The 22,087-nt window shown below is 52.5% G+C and carries 16 protein-coding genes; 12 read left to right on the top strand and 4 right to left on the bottom strand.

From position 1 onward, the window contains the following. Positions 1-55: 55 nt before the first annotated feature. The 4 genes from GBK04_RS09925 to GBK04_RS09910 all read left to right on the top strand — a co-directional run bounded on the left by GBK04_RS09925 (position 56) and on the right by GBK04_RS09910 (position 7,313). Positions 56-1,147 (top strand): IPT/TIG domain-containing protein, encoded by a 1,092-nt coding sequence (locus tag GBK04_RS09925; RefSeq protein ID WP_152759161.1) that lies wholly within the window; start codon positions 56-58, stop codon positions 1,145-1,147. A 99-nt stretch (positions 1,148-1,246) separates the two neighbouring features. Further along, on the top strand, positions 1,247-2,407 hold the full coding sequence (locus tag GBK04_RS09920) for a glycoside hydrolase family 26 protein (protein WP_152759158.1): 1,161 nt from the start codon (positions 1,247-1,249) through the stop codon (positions 2,405-2,407). A gap of 124 nt (positions 2,408-2,531) precedes the next feature. Beyond that, positions 2,532-4,070 carry a TolB family protein gene (locus GBK04_RS09915; protein ID WP_152766004.1) on the top strand — a complete coding sequence of 513 codons (1,539 nt, stop codon included), beginning with the start codon at positions 2,532-2,534 and terminating at the stop codon, positions 4,068-4,070. 60 nt (positions 4,071-4,130) lie between these two features. Continuing rightward, positions 4,131-7,313, top strand: coding sequence for a PQQ-dependent sugar dehydrogenase (locus tag GBK04_RS09910; RefSeq protein ID WP_152759155.1), 3,183 nt, complete (start codon positions 4,131-4,133; stop codon positions 7,311-7,313). Positions 7,314-7,376: 63 nt separating this feature from the next. Here the strand turns inward: GBK04_RS09910 and GBK04_RS09905 are convergent, their stop codons facing one another. Then, positions 7,377-8,543 carry a M48 family metalloprotease gene (locus GBK04_RS09905; RefSeq protein WP_152759152.1) on the bottom strand — a complete coding sequence of 389 codons (1,167 nt, stop codon included), beginning with the start codon at positions 8,541-8,543 and terminating at the stop codon, positions 7,377-7,379. Between the two features lie 172 nt (positions 8,544-8,715). Here GBK04_RS09905 and GBK04_RS09900 point away from each other — a divergent pair, with 172 nt between their 5' ends. The 8 genes from GBK04_RS09900 (at position 8,716) to GBK04_RS30485 (ending at position 18,342) form a co-directional block, all read left to right on the top strand. Beyond that, positions 8,716-9,138 carry a hypothetical protein gene (locus GBK04_RS09900; protein ID WP_152759149.1) on the top strand — a complete coding sequence of 141 codons (423 nt, stop codon included), beginning with the start codon at positions 8,716-8,718 and terminating at the stop codon, positions 9,136-9,138. Then, entirely contained in the window at positions 9,132-10,190 is a 1,059-nt protein-coding gene (locus GBK04_RS09895; RefSeq protein ID WP_373330869.1) for a peroxidase family protein, read from the top strand. Before GBK04_RS09900 ends, GBK04_RS09895 begins: the two co-directional genes overlap by 7 nt. Positions 10,191-10,340: 150 nt before the next feature. Then, complete coding sequence (locus GBK04_RS09890) at positions 10,341-11,405, top strand: TlpA family protein disulfide reductase (RefSeq protein WP_152759144.1); 1,065 nt, start codon at positions 10,341-10,343, stop codon at positions 11,403-11,405. A gap of 95 nt (positions 11,406-11,500) precedes the next feature. Then, the gene (locus tag GBK04_RS09885) at positions 11,501-11,881 is read left to right on the top strand and encodes a hypothetical protein (RefSeq protein ID WP_152759142.1); all 381 of its coding nucleotides are present in this window, start codon (positions 11,501-11,503) and stop codon (positions 11,879-11,881) included. 212 nt (positions 11,882-12,093) lie between these two features. Then, positions 12,094-15,063 carry a protein translocase subunit SecDF gene (gene secDF / locus GBK04_RS09880; protein ID WP_152759139.1) on the top strand — a complete coding sequence of 990 codons (2,970 nt, stop codon included), beginning with the start codon at positions 12,094-12,096 and terminating at the stop codon, positions 15,061-15,063. 131 nt (positions 15,064-15,194) lie between these two features. Next, positions 15,195-16,658 (top strand): amino acid permease, encoded by a 1,464-nt coding sequence (locus GBK04_RS09875; RefSeq protein WP_152759137.1) that lies wholly within the window; start codon positions 15,195-15,197, stop codon positions 16,656-16,658. Positions 16,659-16,805: 147 nt separating this feature from the next. Then, entirely contained in the window at positions 16,806-17,495 is a 690-nt protein-coding gene (locus GBK04_RS30490; RefSeq protein WP_373330868.1) for an alanine:cation symporter family protein, read from the top strand. A gap of 121 nt (positions 17,496-17,616) precedes the next feature. Next, positions 17,617-18,342: an alanine/glycine:cation symporter family protein gene (locus GBK04_RS30485; RefSeq protein ID WP_373330867.1), complete on the top strand. Its 726-nt coding sequence runs from the start codon at positions 17,617-17,619 to the stop codon at positions 18,340-18,342. Positions 18,343-18,410: 68 nt separating this feature from the next. Here GBK04_RS30485 and egtD read toward each other — a convergent pair whose 3' ends face one another. From egtD to mraY, 3 genes are all read right to left on the bottom strand, one after another. Beyond that, positions 18,411-19,382 carry an L-histidine N(alpha)-methyltransferase gene (egtD, locus tag GBK04_RS09865; RefSeq protein WP_373330866.1) on the bottom strand — a complete coding sequence of 324 codons (972 nt, stop codon included), beginning with the start codon at positions 19,380-19,382 and terminating at the stop codon, positions 18,411-18,413. A 77-nt stretch (positions 19,383-19,459) separates the two neighbouring features. Next, complete coding sequence (egtB, locus tag GBK04_RS09860; RefSeq protein WP_152759133.1) at positions 19,460-20,653, bottom strand: ergothioneine biosynthesis protein EgtB; 1,194 nt, start codon at positions 20,651-20,653, stop codon at positions 19,460-19,462. A gap of 136 nt (positions 20,654-20,789) precedes the next feature. Then, positions 20,790-22,004 (bottom strand): phospho-N-acetylmuramoyl-pentapeptide-transferase, encoded by a 1,215-nt coding sequence (mraY, locus tag GBK04_RS09855; protein ID WP_152759130.1) that lies wholly within the window; start codon positions 22,002-22,004, stop codon positions 20,790-20,792. Positions 22,005-22,087: the final 83 nt, after the last annotated feature.

Genomic DNA, 22,087 nt, shown 5'->3' with positions numbered 1-22,087 from the left:
GCCTACCAAAGTGTTCGGGTCGGAAGGTACCTTCAACATTCAAATTCTCAATTCCATGAAATTACATATTTTCAATCGAGCTGCGGGGCTGGGCATGGTGATGCTGGTGGCCGGTTTGGCGCTCACTGCCTGCGAGGAAGATACCGACGGAACACCACGCTTTGAGGCAGGTACCCCCGTAGCCACCCAAATCATGCCCGACTCCGCCGCCAGCGGTGGCATCGTGACCCTCATGGGAACGGGGCTGGGCGACATGCGTACCATCACGTTCGAAAAGCAGGAGGTACCGGCGGGTTTCCAGCCTACGCTCAATACCGATCAGGCCCTGATTTTCCGGGTACCTACCGAGGCATCGGGCGGGGTACAGAATATCACCTTTACCAACAGCGCCGGCAAGTCGACCACCATTGCCTTCAAGGTACTGGCGTATCCTTCGGTGAGCGATGTGTCGAACTATAATTTCACCAAAGGCACGGTCATTACCCTGACGGGCAACAACCTGGATGATGTGACCTCCGTAGCCGTAGCCGATTCCGTAAAGGGCATTTCGGACGAGGCCACGATCATTTCCAAAGATAAAAAAGAACTGGTTGTGCAGATGCCCGCCACCACGCTGAGCCGGGGTACCCTGAGCATTACCAATGGCACGGGACGCGTTCGCACCCAGCAGGAGTTTATTAATATGGACCTGTCCTATAAAATCTTCACCGATAGTTTCGGTACGGGTTTCGAAAATGCCTCCTGGGGCGATGCGGCCACGGTATCCACCAAAGAGAGCAAGGATGGTAGTGCTTCGCTGGCCAAAACCTACCAGAAAGGCAACTGGCACTTGGCCGGACTGTCCAACTGGTCGCAGGCCATTGCCTACTCGCCCGACTACACCTACATCACCGGCTGGATCAAAGGTGCCTCGGCGGATTACACGCTGTACGTGACCACTGATGCCGGCAAGGCCGGGTTCGGCGACTTCGTGGATGCCAACCGGATCAATGTGAAGGCCGGGGTATGGAACTACTTCAAAATCAAGCTTTCCGATATGGATTTCTGGCTGCCCGGCAAGAAGCTGACGCAAGTTGGTTTCCGAATTCAGGGACCCGACAAGCAGGATGAAACGTTTTATTTCGATGATATTCTCTTAGTCAAATAAAGGTACCTATTTATCCCCACAGTCGTCCAACGGGAAGGCTGTGGGGATTTTTTCTAAAGAGCAATCTTAGTTTTACCGGATTACGGTCCATCCTTTTGCATGAACAGGCTTTCTTTATTCATCACCTCGCTGAGTCTGGCATTCAATTTACTATCCGTTCCAGCAATAGCAACGACGCGCTCCCGATTGATTGATTCCAAAGCTACCCCCGAAACCAAAGCCCTGTACCATAATCTTGGCAAGCTTGCCCGCAAGCATATTCTTTTCGGACACCAGCACGCCACCGAGTACGGCCACGGTTGGTACGGAGAAGCTGCCCGCTCCGATGTCAAGTCCGTGACGGGCTCGCATCCGGCGGTGGTTGGGGTCGATTTCAGTGGCTTGTCGGGCCGCCCGCCCGAAGCGATTGAGCGCGCCAAAGAGTCGCTGCGCCGACAGATTGCCGATACCTATGATCGGGGTGGGGTAACGACCGTAGCCTGGCATTTTTCCAATCCGGTGACGCCCCAAACGGGCTTTTACTGGAAAGATTCCCTTTCGGCTCCGGCGGTGGCCAATCTCATTCCGGGCGGCTCGCACCATGAGGAATACAAAAACATTTTACAAACGATTGGCAGTCTGGCTAATTCAATTCGGGGCAACGATGGCAAGCAGGTACCCCTGCTCTTCCGTCCCTACCACGAACTGGACGGCGGCTGGTTCTGGTGGGGAAAGCCGCACTGTACCGCCGAGGAATTTACGTCACTTTGGCGGTTCACCGTCTCCTATTTGCGGGATAGCCTGGACGTGCATAATTTCATTTATGTATTTTCACCGGATGCGCTTTTCAAAACCGAAGCCGAGTACCTGGAAAGGTACCCCGGTGATGCCTGGGTGGATATGGTAGGGATGGACGACTACGCTGACTTTGGCCGCAATGGCCGCTACAATCTGCCAGCTGGAATTGCCAAGTTGAAAATCGTTTCGGACTACGCCCGCAAGGCCGGAAAACTGGCGGCATTTACCGAAACGGGCCTGGAATCGATCCCCGATACAACTTGGTGGACGGGCTCCTTGCTCAAAGCCCTGAAAGCGGAGAAAATGAAACTCGCCTACGTGCTGGTATGGCGCAACGATGCGCGCAGCGCCACGCACTTCTACGCCCCCTACCCGGGACATACCAGTGTTCCCGACTTTTTGGATTTTTACAAAGATCCTTATACGGTTTTTGAAGCCGATCTGCCCCGCCTGTACCAGCGCCGGAAATTCCTGTTTTTTTGAAACTTCACCCGGTCGATACTTGATTCATACAGTAGCAACCCTGAGAAATTTGCTTATCTGATACCAGGACTTGTTGCCTGGTCTATCAATCAAAATAACTCGGTTTATTCAATTATTACTTATGATGAAATTTCTGAAAATAAAGCGGTTAGCCTGGGTAGCTAGTTTAGCTTTTGCTATTCCTTTCACGGCGCTGGCACAAAAAACGGATCTGGGTATTTTTACCGGACACGGCGATATCGGGGACGTTCTGAAACCCGGTTCGGCAACCTACAATTCCCAGAAACGGCAGTACGAAATGGCCGGGTCAGGCTACAACGTGTGGTTCGACCACGACGAGTTCCATTATTTGTGGAAGCAGATGAAGGGCGATTTCATCCTCTACACCCGCGCGGCACTGGTGGGCGAAGGCGTCGATCCGCACCGCAAGGTAGGTTGGATGGTTCGGAGTAGCCTGGATGGCAAATCGGCCCATATCAATGCCGTGGTGCACGGCGACGGCCTCACCTCGCTGCAATTCCGGCGCACTACTGGTGCGAATACCGAAGAGATCAAGGCTAAAATGACCCACGCCGACGTGATCCAGCTCGAACGTAAAGGCAACACCTACACCATGCGGGTCGCCAAATTCGGCGAACCTTTCGTGACCGAGCAGGTGGCTGATCTGGATTTGGGCGAAGAGGTATATGTGGGCCTGTTCATTGGCTCGCATAACAAGGACGTACTGGAGCGGGGTACCTTCCGCGATGTCCGCATCAGCGTGCCCGCGCCCGAAAGCCTGGTACCCTACCGCCAGTACCTGGCCAGTAACCTGGAAATTCTGGACGTAACGACGGGCGACCGCAAGGTCGTTTTTACGCATCCCAAATCCATTCAGGCCCCTAACTGGACGCCCGATGGCAAAACTTTATTGTACAACAGCGACGGACTGATGTACACCTTCGACCTGGCCAAAGGTCAGACTTCGGTGCTGAATACGGGCGAGATAAAAAACAACAATAATGACCACGTACTTTCTTTTGACGGAAAAATGCTGGGCCTGAGCAGCGGCGTGAAAGAACTGGGCGGCTCCATTATTTACACCGTACCAGCCAAAGGAGGTACCCCCAAACAGATTACGCCCCGGGGGCCGTCGTACCTGCACGGCTGGTCGCCGGACAAGAAGACGCTGGTGTTTACGGGACAGCGCGATGGCGATTTTGATATCTATGGGGTACCCTCGGCCGGTGGTCCCGAAGTGCGGCTAACCGAAGCCAAAGGGCTGGATGACGGCCCCGAGTACACGCCTGATGGAAAGTACATCTATTTCAACTCCGCCCGCGACGGAAATATGCGCCTCTACCGCATGAAGCCCGACGGTAGCGAGCAGGTACCTCTGACGGATGATAAATTTTACGACTGGTTTCCGCACATCTCCCCCGATGGCAAGTGGATCGTGTTCATTTCGTTCCTGAAAGAGGAAGTGAAAGCTGACGACCATCCTTTCTACAAGCATGTGTACCTGCGGCTGTTGCCCATTTCGGGCGAAGGCGAACCCAAGGTAATTGCCTACATTTATGGCGGGCAGGGTACCATCAACACGCCCTCCTGGTCGCCGGATAGCAAGAAGGTAGCTTTTGTCAGTAACACGATGGAGGAAAGCCTGAGCCCGGTGGAGAAGTAGCGATTGAAAACAATCCACGCTGCATCTTCTCATAATTCATATCTCATAACTCATATCTTAATGCGTTTCCTTACTTCACTCGGTAGCTTGCTGATCGTCTTGTTCCTCACGGGATGGCATCCCCGCGAGAACGCCGGGGTATTGATTTTTTTCAAAAATACCACCGATCAGCCTGCCGCCTCGCTCGCCGCCAGCCAACTTCTGAGCCTTGTCGGGCAGAACGGCATGGATGCCGACACCACGAGCAACTCGGCCTACATCACCGAAGATTCGCTCAAAAAATACAGTGCTCTCATTTTTCTGCAAACCTCGTCCGATGTGCTGGAAACAGCCCAACAGAACGATGTGGAGCGATTCGTGCAGGCGGGGGGTACCCTGGGGGTGGTGAATGCCGCAGGTTTTACGACGTATCAATGGCCCTGGTACAATGACCTGCTGGCGGGGGGCGACAAACCGGCTAACCCGAACAAATCCGTTTATTGGACGAAGACCTACGACGGAGGACGCGCTTTCTACGCCGCCACCGGCAACCTGGCCGACCAGACGCTGGCGAAGCAGATTATGGATGGGATCAAAACGAACCTGGGGAATCCGGCCCTGAATTACCGTGAGGCTCACACCGCCCGCGCTCCTCAGGAAAATCGCTTTACGACCACCGTACTCGACTCCTACATGGAAGAGCCCATCGAGATGGAAATCATGGCCGACAACCGGGTTATTTTTATCGAGCGCCGGGGCAACGTCAAACTTTACGATCCGGCTACGAAATCCACCAAAGTCATCAATAAACTACCCGTTCACCTGACCGGAAACTACGAGGATGGTTTGTTGGGTATGGAGCTGGACCCCAAATTCGAGACCAACCACTATGTGTACCTCTACTATTCGCCCGTGGGCGACAAGGCGGTGCAGAACCTATCGCGGTTTGTGTTCACGGGCGACAGCCTGCAAATGAGTTCGGAAAAAATTGTGATGCAGGTACCCGTGCAGCGTGAAACCTGCTGCCACTCGGCGGGCAATGTGTACTTCGGTCCCGACGGGCTGCTGTACCTCTCCACCGGCGACAATACCAGCTCCAAGGAATCCGACGGTTTCTCACCCCTCGACGAGCGGCCGGGCCGGAGTCCTTTTGATTCTCAGAAATCGTCCGGTAACACGCATGACCTGCGTGGTAAAATTCTGCGGGTAGCTTTACAGGATGATGGGACTTATACAATTCCTGACGGCAACCTGTTTCCCAAAGATGGCTCGGCGGGGCGTCCAGAAATCTACGTGATGGGCGCGCGCAATCCTTATCGTATTACGGTAGACAAGCGAGGGTACCTCTACTGGGGCGACGTGGGGCCCGACGGTGGCGTGGCCAACGAACGCGGCCCCAAGAGTCAGGACGAATGGAATCAGGCCCGTAAGGCGGGTAATTACGGCTGGCCCTACTTCGTGGGCGACAACAAAGCCTACGCCGATTTTGACTTTGAAACCAACAAGGTAGGTACCCGCTTCGACCCCGAACGCCCGGTCAACGAGTCGCCCAATAACTATGGCTCCAAGGTACTCCCTCCGGCGCAGAAGGCTATGATCTGGTACGACTACGGCCAGTCGGCCGAGTTTCCGATGCTGGGTGTCGGCTCGCGCTCGGCCATGGGCGGGCCCTTTTATTACCGCGACGACTATAAGAAATCGGACGTCCGGTTTCCGGCTTATTACGATAAAAAAATGTTCATCTACGAATGGGCACGCAGCTGGATTAAGGTACTGACCTTCAACGAGGCGGGCGATTTACAGAAAATCGAGCCTTTCCTACCCACTACCTTTTTCTCCAAGCCCATCGACATGAAGTTTGGCCCGGATGGAGCCATGTATGTGTTGGCTTACGGGGCCAACTACTTCGCCCGCAACCCCGACTCGCAGTTGGTGCGTATCGAGTTTTCGGAAGGAAACCGCAGACCCGTGGCCAAAATCACCGCCAGCAAAACCGTCGGGGCAGCACCCTTGATAACCCAGCTTTCGGCGGGAGAATCATTCGATTATGACCGGGGAGATAAGATTTCGTACGCCTGGGAATCGGGTAATGGGAAAAAATCGAACGACGTGACCCCTACCTTCACCTACAACAAAGCAGGTACCTACCGTCCCAAACTCACTGTGACGGATGCCGAAGGCCAAACCGCCACCACCGAACTGGAAATCAAGGTAGGGAATGAAACGCCGCAGGTGGACATCGCCCTGCGCGGCAACAAAACGTTCTACTTCGACAAGGTACCCCTGAATTATGCCGTGAGCGTCCGTGATAAAGAGGATGGTACCCTGAACAAGGGCATTGCTCCCAAGCAGGTGAAATTTGCCATCGACTACCTCGCCGAAGGGAAAGACCTGGCCTTGCTGACCAATCCCGAAAGCATGGGCGATGTGGGAGCCAGGTACATGCAGGGCAAAACGTTAGTGACCAAAAGCGACTGTGGATCGTGCCACGCGATGAACACCAAATCCATCGGTCCCAGCCTGACGGAAGTGGCCAAACGCTACGCTCCGGCCGGGGAAGCGGCCGTGCCGATGCTGGCCAAAAAAATCATTGCGGGCGGAAATGGTAACTGGGGCAAAAACGTGATGTCGGCGCACCCGCAGCATTCTGAAGCCGAAGCGGGCGAAATGGTGCGGTACATTCTGTCGCTGGAAGGGGAAAGCAACGTCCTGCCCTTGCAGGGATCTTATACTTTCAACCCATCGGCGGGTAGCAATGAAATGGGCAACTACGTCCTATCGGCCAGCTACACGGATAAGGGTAGCCCGGTGACGGGCCCGCTAACGGGGCGTAAGCTTATCATTCTGCGCAATCCGCGCGTCGAGGCCGAAACCTTTGCGATGTCGGCCAATGTAGATCGCAAGCACCAGGATGGTAGTAATCAAACCTGGGTGGGTGACATCAAGGACGGCTCCTATATCGGCTTCCGGGATATTGACTTAACGGGGGTTAACCGACTGAACTTCAACGCAGCGGCCATGCCCGATCGGGGCGGACGGATTGATATACTTAGCGGATCGCCCAGCGGCGAGCTACTGGGTACGGTTACGGTGCCACGCCCGGCGGCTACTCATTCAGGTGAACAAAAAGGTCCCAAATGGCAAACCGTTTCGGCTCCGCTCACAAACGCAAACGGTCCGACCGATCTGTACTTTGTGTTCCGAAACGATGAAGTGAAGGATAAAAATCTGATGATCCTGGATTGGATCCAATTTTCGAAGTAGGGGATTTCCTGAACAAATTTTTGGATGGGCTAACTTGTAGATAACAAGTTAGCCCATTTCTTTTTAGCGCACCCGTTCATCGTCTTTATAGTACCCTGCTTCGCGGGCACCGTTGGCACGGGTTAGTACGCCGTAACCTTCGCGGACGCCCTTCCTGAAGGTACCCGAGAAGCGTTCGCCATCGGCATAGTAGTAGGTACCCTTGCCCTGAGGAACATTGTTCAGGAAGTACCCCACATACTTATCACCATTGGTGAAATAGTAGGTACCCTGTCCCGAGCGCTGGTCTTCGCGGAAATCGCCTTTGTAGCGCACTGCGCCACCAGGATAGAACTGCACCCCAAAGCCGTGTTTTTTGCCATTCATAAAATTCCCTTCGTACCGCTCCTGGTTTTCACGAATCAGGATACCCGGGCCATTCAGGCAGTCGCCGGAAGCGCAACCGTCGGGAGCATGGTAGGTAATATCTGTTTCGATCGTTTCCTCCCGAGGGGCGGGTTTTACGGCGGGACGTCGCTCGGCGGGCCGGTACACGCTACCCTCGTTGCGAGGGGCAGAATCCGTAACGACCGGGGCGGGACCGGGTGAGCCATTTTTATTCCACAAGGGGTACATTTTTTCGGCCTCGTTCCATCCCCGGCTGATCCAGTCGACGCGGATCTGCCGTCCCGGATGCGAGTCGGTGTTTTCTTCGCTGGAAAGGGTACGGATTGCAATCAGGGACTCAGGCAGCGAAGCGCCCAACTGGTGCAGCACAAAACCCGAAAAACGGTCGGCTTCCAGTTCCTTCTCGGGACGGCTGCCCATGCCGTCGATGGTGTGGCCCTGCAAATGGTGACCGATCTCGTGCGCCACGATGCTGATCGCCGACCAGTCGGTATTGGTCAGGTTCTCGACCTGCTTTATGAAATTGCCATCGTAAATGATAAACCGCTTGCCATCGACGACCGTAGCAAAGCAGTTTTCGGTATTGGGGCACTCCACGACCACAAAATTCCGCTGCAAACCCACGGGTTGCAGGATGCGCTCCACTACGCGCTCAGCGTGGCGATTGGAAGTGAAAGACAGGTAATTGCAAATTTCCTGCGGCGAGCTGAGCCGGCCATTGCTGACGTAGTTGCACACAAAAGTTTCGGCATTGGCATCGGTAGACTGCGCGAGGGTAGGGGTATACAGGGCAAATCCAAGGCACAGCATCGAACCGAAAATCTTCAGGCTGGGAGAGTTCATGGGCTAAGAGCAAATAGAAGAAAGGCTGTCGTATTCGTATTTCGTAAATAATAACGGGAAAAGGCCTGATGTCTTGCGTAGGATTTTCGCAAAAATAAAATTCTTCGGGATGTTACCATTTTCGGGGGTAGGTGCGACTAAGGGAGAAATGTCAACCTTAACCTTATTGCAAATGAAAGTCAATGGTCATCACGGGATGCACAGTTTCCCCGGTAAAAATGTACTGAATACGCTGGAATCGTTCGAGCAGGAAAGCTACGGACGGTTCGGAAGGATGTTTCGGGAGCACCCAACTCTGGCTCCTCTGTACACGAATCCACTGGAGCTGGCCAAACTAGGTGCCATAAATGGCCCGATGGATGGGGGTACCACGCCTGAGTTTACCAATGCGGTTCCATTGGGGATGATCTTTTTTGGACAATTCATCGACCACGACCTTACTCTGGATGCCTCCACTAACTTCACATCGATCAACAATCCGACCGATGTGGAGAACGTACGTACGGCGAGCCTGGATCTGGATTGTGTATTCGGGGGGGACCGGAGGATGAGCCTTTTCTGTACGACAAGCCAGCGCGTGGCCTCTATTTGTTAACGGGCAAATCGAATAACAACCAGGGGACAGGTACCACGCTGGAAAAACATGACCTACCCCGAACCGGCCCCGGCACGGCTATCATCGGCGATCCGCGCAACGACGAAAACCGGGTGCTTTCGCAATTACAGCTAGCGTTTATCCGGTTCTACAATGCTTTGTACCAGGACTTGAAAACAAAATATGAGGCCGCTGGTATCGCCAAAATACCCGCTGAACTTTACGAGGAAGCCCGCCGGCTCACCACCTGGCACTACCAGTGGATCGTGGTCAACGAGTTCCTGCCTTTGCTGTGTGGTCGTAAAGTAGTGCAGAATATTATGGGCAACGGTCGTCAGTTCTATAAGCCGTGCATCCGGCCCTACATCCCCGTAGAGTTTTCGGTAGCGGCATACCGCTTCGGCCATTCCATGATCGCCCAGAAGGTGAAACTACAAACGGGCGGCACCGAGCACTCGATCTTTTCATCACAATTCGGGCAGGGCTTTGCCAAAATAACCAGCCAAAATCAAATCGTAGATTGGGACGTGTTTTTCGATTTCGACGGTACCTACCAGCGGGCTGAGACGTTGAACACCAAGCTGGCCAGTGTCTTGCTGGAACTTCCTTTTGTGAATTCTACCAATCCCGGCGATAAGTCGCTGGCTACCCGCAATCTGCGACGTGCCCAAAGCTTCCTGCTGCCCTCCGGCGAAAACGTAGCCCGCTGCATGGGAAGAAGCGACAGCGAAATGACGACCGTTACCGACCTGATCCATAATTTGGCCTCAACCAACTCCGTCGATTTGTCGGCAGGTACCCCCTTGTGGTTTTATATTCTGGCCGAGGCCGAAGCCATTGGCCGTATGGAAGACGATGGGAGCAGTAAGCCCGGCGAAGGACTGGGACCCGTAGGGGCCACAATTGTGGCTGAGGTAATCATCGGGCTGCTGGAACTGGACGTGCATTCCTTCTTGGGCAGCAACCGCGACTGGACCCCTGCCCTAGGTACGGCAGGTGCTTTTACCATGAAAGATTTGCTCCAGAAATCGTTGACGGCGATTGAGTTGTAAAAACATACCTCACTGGTTTAAACCCTGCCCGGCGATATTTCGGGTGGGGTTTTTTGTGAGCTTTGGAAATTGCTTGCCCGAATTGTTTCTTATATTTACCCAGAGTTGTTTTTTCAAAAAGTGTTTATTTACACCGACCTGCAGTACTTTATGCGTATCCATACTCTTTTTTTATATACCGGATTGCTGACGGTTTTTCTTTTCGCCCGGTCATCGGCATGCGCTCAAACGCCCGAACTAAAAGGATTTATAAATGGGCTGGGTAACACACCCATTGTATTTAGTTATGAATTCAATGGCGAGCGGCGAAGCGACACGGTCTATGCTACCAACGACCGTTTCATCTACCAGCCGCAACCTAGTGATGATGGAAGAATCAGTCTCAGGATTGCTAGGCCCAGCTATACTTCTTTCTGGTACCAGCCGGGTCATCTTGATGTTTCGGGCTCAATGGAAAAGCCCCATCAACTCGTTTTCAAGGGAGGAGAGGAAAATGAGCTGAACACGGAATACGAACAGACTATCAACTGGGCTTTTGATGATAGGATGCAGGGGAAATCAGCAACTGAAAGGCAGTCGCTTGAAAAAGAGAAACAAAAAGAAACGCTACAATTTATTGGAAAGCATCCAGGTAATCAAACCAGTGCCTACCTCCTATACTGGCAAGCGTTAACTAACGAAGCCGCTACCGAAGCTCACGAAACACTATGGACCAAACTTTCTCCCGAAGTGCGGGGTAGCTTTTGTGGTAAAAAAGCAGGCGAACGCATTGAGATTATCAAAAATCAACCCAGGCCGGGGTTACTCTCTCCTAACTTTGTAATTCCCGACACAGCGGGCCTTGCTGTAGCCCTCGCCGAGTATCGGGGAAGGTACGTGCTGCTGGACTTTTGGGGGCACTGGTGCGCCCCCTGCATCAAGGCCATACCCAAGCTTAAAGTACTTCGGGAAACTTATGGTGATAAGCTGGCGATTATAGGGATCGCGGCGGAGTTCGCATCCGATAAGGAAATTTGGCGGCAAACTATCGATAAGTATAGCATGGATTGGATCCAGCTTTCTGAACTGACAGGCGATCGAGGTACCGTAATTGACCGCTACAACGTAACTGCCTTTCCCACCTACCTTTTAATGGATAAGCAGGGGATGATTTTGGAACGCACCTCAGAACTGGGTGGAATTGAGAAACGGTTGAGTACTTTGGGAGAGTTATAAGTCAGGCTGCTTTTTCTTGATTTTCCTATACAACTCCTTGCATTTTTCACGTTTTGGAGACAAATTTGCGGCCCAATCCCAGAACAATAGCTGACTTGAAAGCCAATACCCAACCTACCACCAAGATAATCAGCAGTTTACTGGCAGCTTTGATGTTGCTGGTGGCTGTGGCGGGTAAGTCGTGGTCGGTGGCTGCACTGCCCGTCGAGAAGGATAAGTCGGAGCAATCATCTAAAAAAGCCGCCGATGGGTCGTCAGCGGATGACACCACAACGGTAAGCGAACTCTCGCTCCACGCGGTAGTCACGCCCGCCCTGTCATTTGACTTCACGCAGTCGCTATTTGTATTGCCGCACGCTTTCCTGTATCATTTTCAGGAAAAAGCAGCCATTCCTCTGGCAGCGCGCACTTCCTTTTACTATTTCTCCTATTTCCGTCACGTTTTCGGGCATCATATTGCGCCCAACGGGCCCTAGTCTTCAATTGGGAAAAGGTGAATTGTGACTGAGTGAATATTTTCTTCAAACTGAGCCATTCACTATTCTTTTCCTAGGAAAAATCCTGCTGTTTTTTTAAACGATCGCTGTTTTGACTACAAAATAGTCATTCGTGATACTCATTCATGAGGCTGGCACTTCGCCGGACGGCATGCACTCAATTACTCATTTAAAATTTATAATTAATACTCATGCGTAACAAAAGCGGAATAATCGCCTTATCGATTGTAATAGGGTTGATCAGCATCTATTACTTATCGTTCACGTTTGTGGCGCGGAAGTACAAATCCGACGCCGAAGCCTACGCCACCGATGCCAAGGGCAAGGTGGACTATACCAAAAAACAAAGCTACATCGATTCGCTCTGGCGTGAGGATGTCTACATTGGCCACACCCTACAGGAAGTAATGGAGCGCGAACTCAGCCTGGGCCTTGACTTGCAGGGCGGTATGCACGTGGTGCTGGAAGTGGCTCCCGCCGACATCATCAAAGGCTTAGCAGGTGGCAATGCCCGCAGCGCGCAGTTTCAGCAAGCCATAAAAAATGCTAATGAAGCTCAGAAAAGCAGCCAAAGCAGCTATGTAAGCCTATTTGTGAATGCCTACAAGGGGCTGGCACCCAATACGAGTCTGGCGAGTGTATTTGCCAATAGCGCCAACCGCAGCAAGATCAATAGTACCTCCTCCGACACGGAGGTCATTCGTCTGTTGAACGAGGAAGTGGAAAACGCCATCGACCGGGCCTACAAGATCATTCAGGCGCGGGTAGACAAATTTGGGGTAACCAATCCTAACCTGCAGCGCCTGCCTGGCAAGAACCAGATTTTGGTCGAGCTGCCCGGCGTCGACAACCCCGAGCGGGTACGCCGCCTGTTGTCGGGTGCAGCCAAGCTGGAATTTGCCGAAGTCTACAATATCAATGAAATCAATGCCGGGCTGGATCAGTTAGGCCAGTACCTTACCCGCGAGGAGGCCGCCGCCAAAGCTGCGCGCCCTGCCACCAGCACTACTGCAACCGATACGACCAAGAAATCGACGTCAAGCAATCTGGAAGATCTTCTGGCCCAGCGTGGCGACTCGGCAGCCGCCGATACTTCGGCGCTGGCGGCCCAAACCGCGGCTTTGACTAATCTTTTTGTGCCGCTGCCGCAAGGATTGGGTGTGTACATGAAAGACACGGGTCGTGCCGGAGAAATCCTCCGCCGCCCCGAGGTACGCTCGTTCTTCCCCTCTGACCTTGTTTTCATGTGGGATCGTCAGGGCATCGACGCTACGAACGGACAGCAGATTCTGCCGCTGTATTTTATCAAGAAGCCCAACGGACAGGCTCCGCTGGAAGGGGATGTGATCGTGGACGCTACCAATGACTACGACGAGCGGGGCCGCCCCGAGGTGAGCATGCGCATGAACGGCGAAGGTGCTCGTAAATGGCGTACGCTGACTGCCAACAACGTAGGTCGCCAGGTGGCCATTATTCTGGACAACCAGGTATATACCGCCCCTAATGTCAACGGCGAAATTCCCAACGGAAATTCCAGTATCTCGGGTAGCTTCACCGTAGACGAAACCAAGGATATGGCCAACGTACTGAAAGCCGGTAAACTGCCCGCTCCTACCAATATCGTGGAAGAGGCCGTGGTAGGTTCCACGCTGGGTTCCGAGGCCGTTACGGCGGGGGTACTGTCCTCACTGGTAGGTTTGATCGTGGTACTCGTGTTCATGGTAGCTTACTACAGCCGCGCGGGCTGGATCGCCGACGTGGCACTGTTTGTCAACTTGTTCTTCCTGATGGGCGTGATGGCCTCACTCGGCGCAGTACTGACACTGTCGGGTATTGCGGGTATCGTACTGACCATCGGTATGTCGGTGGATGCGAACGTACTTATTTACGAGGGAATCAAGATAGAACTGGAAAATGGGAAACCATTCGCCGTCGCCGTACGGGATGGTTTCAAAAGCGCACTTTCGGCCATTATCGACTCCAACGTCACGACCCTGCTGACGGGTGTAATCCTGTTCATCTTCGGTACGGGACTGGTACTGGGTTTTGCTACGACGCTGGTGATTGGTTTGATTACGTCGCTATTCGCGGCCATTTTCATCACACGATTATTGCTGGAAGCGACCATCAAGCAGGGTAAGACACTCAAATTTTACTCCGGCCTGACTAAAAACTGGTTCAAGGACACTAACTTCGATTTTGTGACCCAACGCAAGCGATTCTACTATGTTTCTTCGGCCATTATCATCATCGGTATAGCGTCGTTTATCTTCAAAGGGTTTGGTCTGGGAATCGACTTCAAGGGAGGACGTTCCTACACCGTACGTTTTGAGAAAAACGTGGGTACCGATGAGGTACGTAAGGCCATGACCGAAGCTTTGGGTACTTCGCCCGAAGTAAAAACCTTCGGTGGTTTCGACCAGGTCAAGATTACGACTGCTTATTTGATCGACGACACTTCACCCGAAGCAGACAAAAACGCCGAGGCCAAGATCATGGAGGGTGTATCGAAAGTACCTGGCAACAGCAAGGCTGAAATCGTGAGTTCAGCTAAGGTAGGTCCGACGATCGCTTATGACACTATGATTTCGGCCATCTGGGCCATTCTGCTGGCCGTGGCTGTCAACTTTGGCTATATCTTCATCCGATTCCGGCGGCTGGCATTCAGCTATGGTGCGGTAGCGGCCCTCTTCCACGACGTAATCGTGCTACTGGCCATCTTCTCGCTGTTCAACGGCTGGCTGCCTTTCTCGCTGGACATCGATCAGGCCTTTATCGGTTCGGTACTGACGATCATGGGCTATTCCATGAACGATACGGTGGTAATCTTCGACCGTATTAGAGAGTACCTCAACGACAAGAACACCCGTAAGGAGAGTATTCCTTCCATTATTAACAATGCTCTCAACAGTACCCTAAGCCGTACGGCCGTAACGGGTATCTCCACCATACTGGTATTGGTGGTGTTGCTGATTTTTGGCGGAGAGGTGATCCGGGGATTCACTTTCTCGATGTTGATCGGAGTAATCGTAGGTACCTATTCTTCGCTCTTCGTGGCTGCGCCGATTGTGGTAGACACCCTACAGCGCGATTTGTTGAAACATCCTATTGCCGATGAACCCGCTCCTGTAGTGAAAAAGACCAGAGCAGCGAAAGCCTGATGTTACCGTATGAAAAAGGGGGAAGGTCACTGGCTTTCCCCCTTTTTCTTTGGCAAATTTTCCATTATAGCCAAATTTAGTTTAGTTTCGCAAACCGACGTCAACCCTCATTATACATACCTACCCTACCTATGGCTAACCAACTTTGGATTACCAAGCCCTTAGATAAGCTAATGGCAGAATCAAGCGGCGAAGGCAACCAGCTGAAACGTACCCTAAGTGCGACCAGTCTGGTAGCGCTGGGCATCGGCGCTATTATTGGCGCGGGGCTTTTTTCCCTGACCGGTATTGCCGCTGCCGAACACGCGGGGCCTGCTGTAACGATATCCTTCGTGCTGGCGGCCTTTGGTTGTGCCTTTGCGGGGCTCTGTTACGCCGAGTTTGCTTCCATGATTCCTATTGCGGGCAGTGCTTACACGTATTCCTACGCCACGATGGGCGAGTTTGCCGCCTGGATTATCGGTTGGGATTTGGTATTGGAATATGCCTTGGGAGCGGCTACCGTGGCCGTAAGCTGGTCGAGGTACCTGCTCGAATTCCTGGGCGGATTTGGTATCCACCTTCCGGTCGAGCTGGTATGTTCGCCCTTTGAGGAAGTGATGTTAAGCGATGGTACCCTCGTTACAGGTGGACTTATCAACCTACCTGCCATCCTGGTGGTGTGCCTGCTTTCGCTGCTGCTGATCCGGGGTACGGAAGGTTCGGCCCTGATGAATAATATTCTGGTATCGCTGAAACTGCTGGTGGTGGTCATGTTCATTGCCCTGGGCTGGAGCCACATCGATCCGGCCAATTATACCCCCTACATTCCCGCCAATACAGGTGAATACGACCATTTCGGCTGGACGGGCATTGCTACTGGAGCGGCCGTGGTATTCTTTGCCTTCATTGGCTTCGACGCCGTCTCCACGGCGGCGCAGGAAGCCAAGAATCCGCAACGCGATATGCCGATCGGGATTCTGGGTTCGCTGATAATTTGTACAATCCTGTACGTACTCTTCGCCCACGTAATGACGGGGCTGGTCAACTATACCGTATTCGAGGGAGATGCCAAGCCCGCGGCCACGGCTTTTGCCGTGACGGGCTATGATTTTTTACAAAATGCGCTGATTCTGGCTATTCTGGCGGGTTATACGTCGGTGATGCTGGTGATGCTTTTGGGGCAGAGCCGGGTATTCTACACCATGAGTAAGGATGGGCTGCTCCCGCCGTTTTTCAGCAGTGTGCATAAGAAATTCCAAACGCCCTGGAAAACCAATCTGTTCTTCATGGTTTTCGTGAGCCTCTTTGCGGGTTTTGTCCCTGTAAGCGATCTGGGTCATATGGTGAGCATAGGTACCCTGTTTGCATTCTGCCTGGTGTGCGCCGGCGTATGGCTGATGCGGGTCAGGATGCCGCATATTCACCGGGCTTTCAAGACACCCCTCGTCCCTTTTGTGCCAATTATGGGCATTGTGGTGTGTCTATATCTGATGTATTCCCTACCCATCGAAAGCTGGTACCGGTTGGCAATCTGGCTAATCATCGGCCTGGCCATTTATTTCTTCTACGGCCAGAAACACAGTGGCATGAATCCCGATAATTCCGAGGAGTAGCCTTGCGAGGGTTTTCTACAGAGTCCGTGCGTTTTACACACACGGACTCTTTTTGTTTATTTGTGAAATTTTATAGTAGTTTAGCATTTTACAGCCAAAGATTATTTTATCAAAAGTATGTAGCCCCATTTTCATCAGATCCTTTTTATGAAAAAACGTTATTTCCTTCTTACCCTGCTTTCTATGGTGCTGGCCAGCGCACCGCTCTTTGCCCAAAATACTGAAGAAGGTCTGGACCAAAAGATCAACGCCTGGGTGCAGCCCGCTACCGACTTCATCAGTAGCATCGTTTTTTATCCGATTCAGCTGGGTGCGGAGGCTACCACAAGTATGCCATTGGTAGTCATCTTTCTGCTTTTTTCGGCTCTTTTCTTTACCATTTTTTTCAAATTTATCAACATACGGGGTTTTGGTACGGCCATCAAAACCGTACGTGGTACCTACAGCGACCCTAATGATGCGGGTGAGGTATCCCACTTTCAGGCGTTGACGGCCGCGGTATCCGGCACGGTGGGACTTGGCAATATCGCCGGGGTGGCCATCGCTATTTCGCTGGGCGGACCGGGCGCTACCTTATGGATGATTCTGGCGGGTTTGTTGGGTATGTCGTCCAAATTTGTGGAGTGTACGCTCGGCGTTCGCTATCGCGAAATTGGCTCGGATGGGAAAGTGTATGGTGGGCCCATGTACTACCTTACCAAGGGGTTGGCAGATAAAGGTATGGTAGGGACTGGTAAGGTACTGGCCGTTTTTTTCGCCATTATGTGCGTAGGGGGTTCATTCGGGGAGGCAATATGTTCCAGGCCAATCAGGCCGCCAAGCAATTTCTGGATATGACAGGGGCTACCTCTACCTCGGCAGGTACCATTTTCGGTGTGTTTATGGCCAGCATGGTGGCGCTGGTCATCATCGGGGGATTAAGCGGATTGGCGCCGTAACGGAACGGATCGTTCCGTTCATGTGCGGTATTTATATCCTGGCCGCTTTGGTTGTCATCATCGTTCATGCAGCCAGTCTGCCCGAAACGATTGGAAAGATATTTGGTGAGGCCTTCAACCCGATTGCCGTGGCTGGAGGTTTTGTAGGGGTACTGGTGCAGGGATTCCGCCGGGCGGCTTTCTCCAATGAAGCAGGGGTAGGTTCGGCGGCCATTGCGCACTCTGCCGTGCGGACTGATTATCCGGCCAGTGAGGGAATCGTAGCGCTTTTAGAGCCTTTTATTGATACGGTGGTAATCTGTACGATGACGGCCATCGTGGTTGTCATTACAGGCGACTACGATAACGCCGGGGCTATGGGTGGCGTCGAGATGACCTCCCAGTCGTTTGCTACGGTACTGCCGTGGTTTCCTTACGTTCTGACCGTTACGGTAGTACTCTTTGCCTTTTCAACTATGATTTCCTGGTCTTACTATGGGTTGCAGGCATGGCTGTTTTTATTCGGCAAAACCAAACTCAATGACATTCTGTATAAAGTCCTGTTCTGCTGTTTTGTAGTAGTGGGAGCGGCGGCCAGTCTGGGAGCGGTAACTGATTTTTCCGACGCCATGATCTTTGCCATGTCGGTACCCAACCTCATCGGGCTATTCTTCCTGCTTCCAGTGGTCAAGAAAGAGGTCGAGAAATACTACGCCTACATCAAAGGGGGTGAGTGGAGACAGTACCATCCCGGTACGAAGGAATAAGACAGGATTTCATCAGGGGCCGAATGGAGCCCCTGATGAAATATGTATAGAATTAACAAAAGCAGACCTCAGGCTTTCGCCCACAGGCTGTCCGTAAAGAAATGTTGGCTGTCGAAGAAATTCTTTTCGACAAGAAAGCCACTTTCAGCGGCTAGTCCGGTAATCTCATCCAAGGTATATTTCTTGGAAAGTTCAGTACGGATGAGTTCATTTTCCCGAAAGTGAAAAGTCGCATCCAAAGCTTTGATGGAAACCTGCTGCTCTTCCAAACTCACCAGCATACTCCTTACTTCGCCGTTGTAGGGATTATAGAAGCTGTAAAAATCAAATTGTTCTAGCACAAAATCGGCGTCCAGTTCACGGTTCATGCGGGTAAGCAGGTTCATGTTGAAACTACGGGTGGTACCCTGGGCATCGTCATAAGCCTGGCTGATGACCCGGGGATTTTTACGCAAATCAAACCCTGTTAATAACCGACCGTTCGGCTGCATGATACCTTCCAGCATGCGGAGCAACTCGATGGCCCCCTCTTTTTCGTAATTCCCGATGTTACCGCCCATGAACAGGTAGAGGTTGGGCCTGCCTTCGGAGTTGAGCGCACTCAACACCTTAAAATAATCACCGATCAGCGGCCTCACATCCAGATCGGGCAGGCTTTCCGCCAGCTTTTTTTCGAGTTGCTGCATGGCCTCGCCGGAAATGTCGATGGGCATGTAGGTAAAATCGACCGCTTTCTGAACCAGAAATTTTAGTAATTCCTTGGTTTTCAGCCCATCGCCTGCTCCTAACTCAATGATGTTGAAGGGCTCCCGGTAGGGGAGAGCGGCCGCAATGGCAGCGGGCTGACTGGTCATGATTTCCATTTCGGCGCGCGTGAGGTAGTACTCCGGCAGCTGCATGATTTCCTGGAAAATCCGGCTTCCTTCGTCGTCGTAGAAATACTTGGAGGATAGCGTTTTCTGTTCGGCCGAAAGCCCTGACAGCACATCTTCGGCGAAAGGAGTCAGTATGGTAGGAAGTGAAAGGCGTAAAGTGGACAAGGTATGGCAGATGTTAGATGTTGAATGGTTGACTTTTGAATGGAGCGGTTTTTCGTCGTGCCTGAGCTTCTTGGCTCCTAGTTCACTAGCCGCAGGCCCGTACACTGCCATTGCAGATGCGGATGAAAAAAATTGCGGTAGGTAGGCCGGCTGTGGCCCGGCGACGTAGCGGTGGAGCCACCGCGCAGCACCATTTGATTGATCATGAATTTACCGTTGTATTCGCCGATGGCACCCGGTGCTTTGCTGAAGCGTGGGTAGGGTAGGTAGGCACTGTGCGTCCATTCCCAGCGCTGTCCCCACGAAAACTGCGGCGAAGCCGCTTCCCACTCAAATTCAGTGGGCAGACGCATGCCTTTCCAGGCGGCAAAGGCGGCAGCTTCGTAGAAATTGATGTGACACAGTACCGAGTCGGGATTTACCCGTTGTAAGCCACCCAGCGTATACTGATGCCAGGTACCCTCGATCTGGTGCCAATAAAGGGGGGCCTGGGCGGCGTACTGTTGCACCCACTGCCAGCCTTCATCCAGCCACAGGTCGAAATCACCATAGCCACCCGCCTCAATGAATTCGATATATTCACCGTTCGTGACGAGTGATTTACTGATTTCAAAAGCCTCAAGGTACACCTGATGCCGACCCAGCTCGTTGTCGTAGCAAAAGTCGCCTTTCTCGAACCCGATGCCGTAAATTCCAGCTTCTACGGAGGCCCAGCCTGACTCTGTATTGGCTACCTCGGTCAGGGAAAAACCTTCCTGATATACTGGAAAGATAGGATTGTGGCCAAAAATGTACTTCAGATCCGTGATCAGCAATTCCTGATGCTGCTGCTCGTGGTTGAGACCCAGAATGATCAGCTCTTCCAGCTCGGCGGAGGTACCTTCGGCCAGTAGTTGCCGCATGGCTTCATTGACATAGCTCCGATACCGGTACACTTCTTCCACACCAGGCCGGGTGATATTACCCCGGTCAGTGCGTACCACGCGGCTACCCATGTGGTTGTAATAGCTATTGAACAAATAGCTGAAATCCGGGTGATAACGCTCGTAATCCGGGCGGAATTTCACCAGAATAAATTCCTCGAAAAACCAGCTGGTGTGGGCCAGATGCCACTTGGGCGGACTCACGAAATCGACGGGCTGCGGAATGTAGTCTTCCAGTTGCAGGGGGGCGCACAGGTCTTCGGTATATTGGCGTACTACTTCGTAGCTGGCGGCCAGGTCGTGGTGTTGGGTAGTTTCGGGAAAAGGAAGCAGGGTATCGGTATGCATAGGGTCCGGAAAATGAATTTGATCAACCAGGCAGGGTAACAAATCCGTGCCAGTTCATTAAAACCATTTTGGGCCGCAAGTGGTTCGAAAAAAGGCACTCCCTTGGCGGTGAAAGGGCCGTCGTCCGGAAGGTACCCTACCGCAGCTTTAGCGTGACCAAAGCCATGATGGCGAGCATGATGCCGACGATCCAGAAGCGGGTGACGATCTTGGATTCGTGATATCCTTTTTTCTGGAAGTGATGGTGCAGCGGCGACATCAACAAGATGCGCTGACCCTCGCCGTAGCGTTTTTTGGTGTATTTGAAATAACTAACCTGCATAATGACCGAGACCAGTTCGGCCAGAAAAACCCCGCACAGAATAGGAATCAGCAGCTCTTTCCGAATGGCCAGTGAAATGACCGCAATCACGCCACCCAGCATCAGGCTACCCGTGTCGCCCATGAATACCTGCGCCGGGTAGGCATTGTACCACAGAAACCCCACGCAGGCTCCCACGAAGGCCGCACAGAAGACCACCAGCTCGCCCGAATTGGGAATGTACATGATGTTGAGGTACTGCGCGAACTTGACGTTACCCGACAGGTAGGCCAAAACCCCCAGCGTGAGGGCGATGATCCCCGAGGTACCCGCGGCGAGGCCATCGATTCCGTCGGTGATATTGGCGCCATTGGATACGGCCGTGATGATAAAAATAGCGAGCAGCGTATACACAATCCAGGTATACTCCTCGGGTAACCAGCCAAACAACAACGCGCTGTAATCGAACTCATTGTTTTTCAGGAAAGGTACCGTGGTGATGGTGGGATTGATAAAATCGCGGTAGCGCTGCACCTCGCCGAGGGTGGAGCTCAGGAGGGGTTGATCGTAAATCCGGATTTTAACGTGCTGGTTGAACGAAAGGGTCAATCCCACGATCAGACCCAGACCTACCTGCCCGATCACCTTGAACCGACCGTGCAGACCCTCCTTGTTCTTTTTGAATTTCTTGATGTAATCATCCACAAAGCCGATCATCCCCGTCCAGATTACCGTAATGATGAGCAGCACGATGTACACATTGGTCAGATTGGCGAAAAGCAGTACCGGAATGAGCAGCGAGGCGATGATAATGAAGCCGCCCATAGTAGGGGTACCCGCCTTTTCCATCTGGCCTTCCAGACCCAGATCCCGGATGCTCTCGCCTACCTGTTTATAACGAAGCAAATCGATGATTTTTCGGCCATATACCGCAGCAATCACAAGGGACAAAATGGTGCAGCTGAGGGCCCGAAAAGACAGGTACTGGAATACACCGGCACCGGGAAAATCAAATTGCTTGTCAAGATATTCGAACAAATAGTAAAGCATAGGTGGGGGAACTGATGAACGTGCCGCTAAAAGTAGCGTAAAATTGCTGGTTTTTTTAAGAAGGAAAAAAGCGGATGCAGGGG

Origin of the sequence: Salmonirosea aquatica, from assembly GCF_009296315.1 — a bacterium.
Taxonomy (GTDB): Bacteria; Bacteroidota; Bacteroidia; order Cytophagales; family Spirosomataceae; genus Salmonirosea; species Salmonirosea aquatica.
This window is presented reverse-complemented; position numbering and strand designations above follow the sequence as displayed.

Coding starts and splice junctions, on each gene's coding strand:
- GBK04_RS09925 (WP_152759161.1), top strand. CDS start 56: ATGAAATTACATATTTTCAATCGAGCTGCGGGGCTGGGCATGGTGATG.
- GBK04_RS09920 (WP_152759158.1), top strand. CDS start 1,247: ATGAACAGGCTTTCTTTATTCATCACCTCGCTGAGTCTGGCATTCAAT.
- GBK04_RS09915 (WP_152766004.1), top strand. CDS start 2,532: ATGAAATTTCTGAAAATAAAGCGGTTAGCCTGGGTAGCTAGTTTAGCT.
- GBK04_RS09910 (WP_152759155.1), top strand. CDS start 4,131: ATGCGTTTCCTTACTTCACTCGGTAGCTTGCTGATCGTCTTGTTCCTC.
- GBK04_RS09905 (WP_152759152.1), bottom strand. CDS start 8,543: ATGAACTCTCCCAGCCTGAAGATTTTCGGTTCGATGCTGTGCCTTGGA.
- GBK04_RS09900 (WP_152759149.1), top strand. CDS start 8,716: ATGAAAGTCAATGGTCATCACGGGATGCACAGTTTCCCCGGTAAAAAT.
- GBK04_RS09890 (WP_152759144.1), top strand. CDS start 10,341: ATGCGTATCCATACTCTTTTTTTATATACCGGATTGCTGACGGTTTTT.
- secDF (WP_152759139.1), top strand. CDS start 12,094: ATGCGTAACAAAAGCGGAATAATCGCCTTATCGATTGTAATAGGGTTG.
- GBK04_RS09875 (WP_152759137.1), top strand. CDS start 15,195: ATGGCTAACCAACTTTGGATTACCAAGCCCTTAGATAAGCTAATGGCA.
- GBK04_RS30490 (WP_373330868.1), top strand. CDS start 16,806: ATGAAAAAACGTTATTTCCTTCTTACCCTGCTTTCTATGGTGCTGGCC.
- GBK04_RS30485 (WP_373330867.1), top strand. CDS start 17,617: ATGTGCGGTATTTATATCCTGGCCGCTTTGGTTGTCATCATCGTTCAT.
- egtB (WP_152759133.1), bottom strand. CDS start 20,653: ATGCATACCGATACCCTGCTTCCTTTTCCCGAAACTACCCAACACCAC.
- mraY (WP_152759130.1), bottom strand. CDS start 22,004: ATGCTTTACTATTTGTTCGAATATCTTGACAAGCAATTTGATTTTCCC.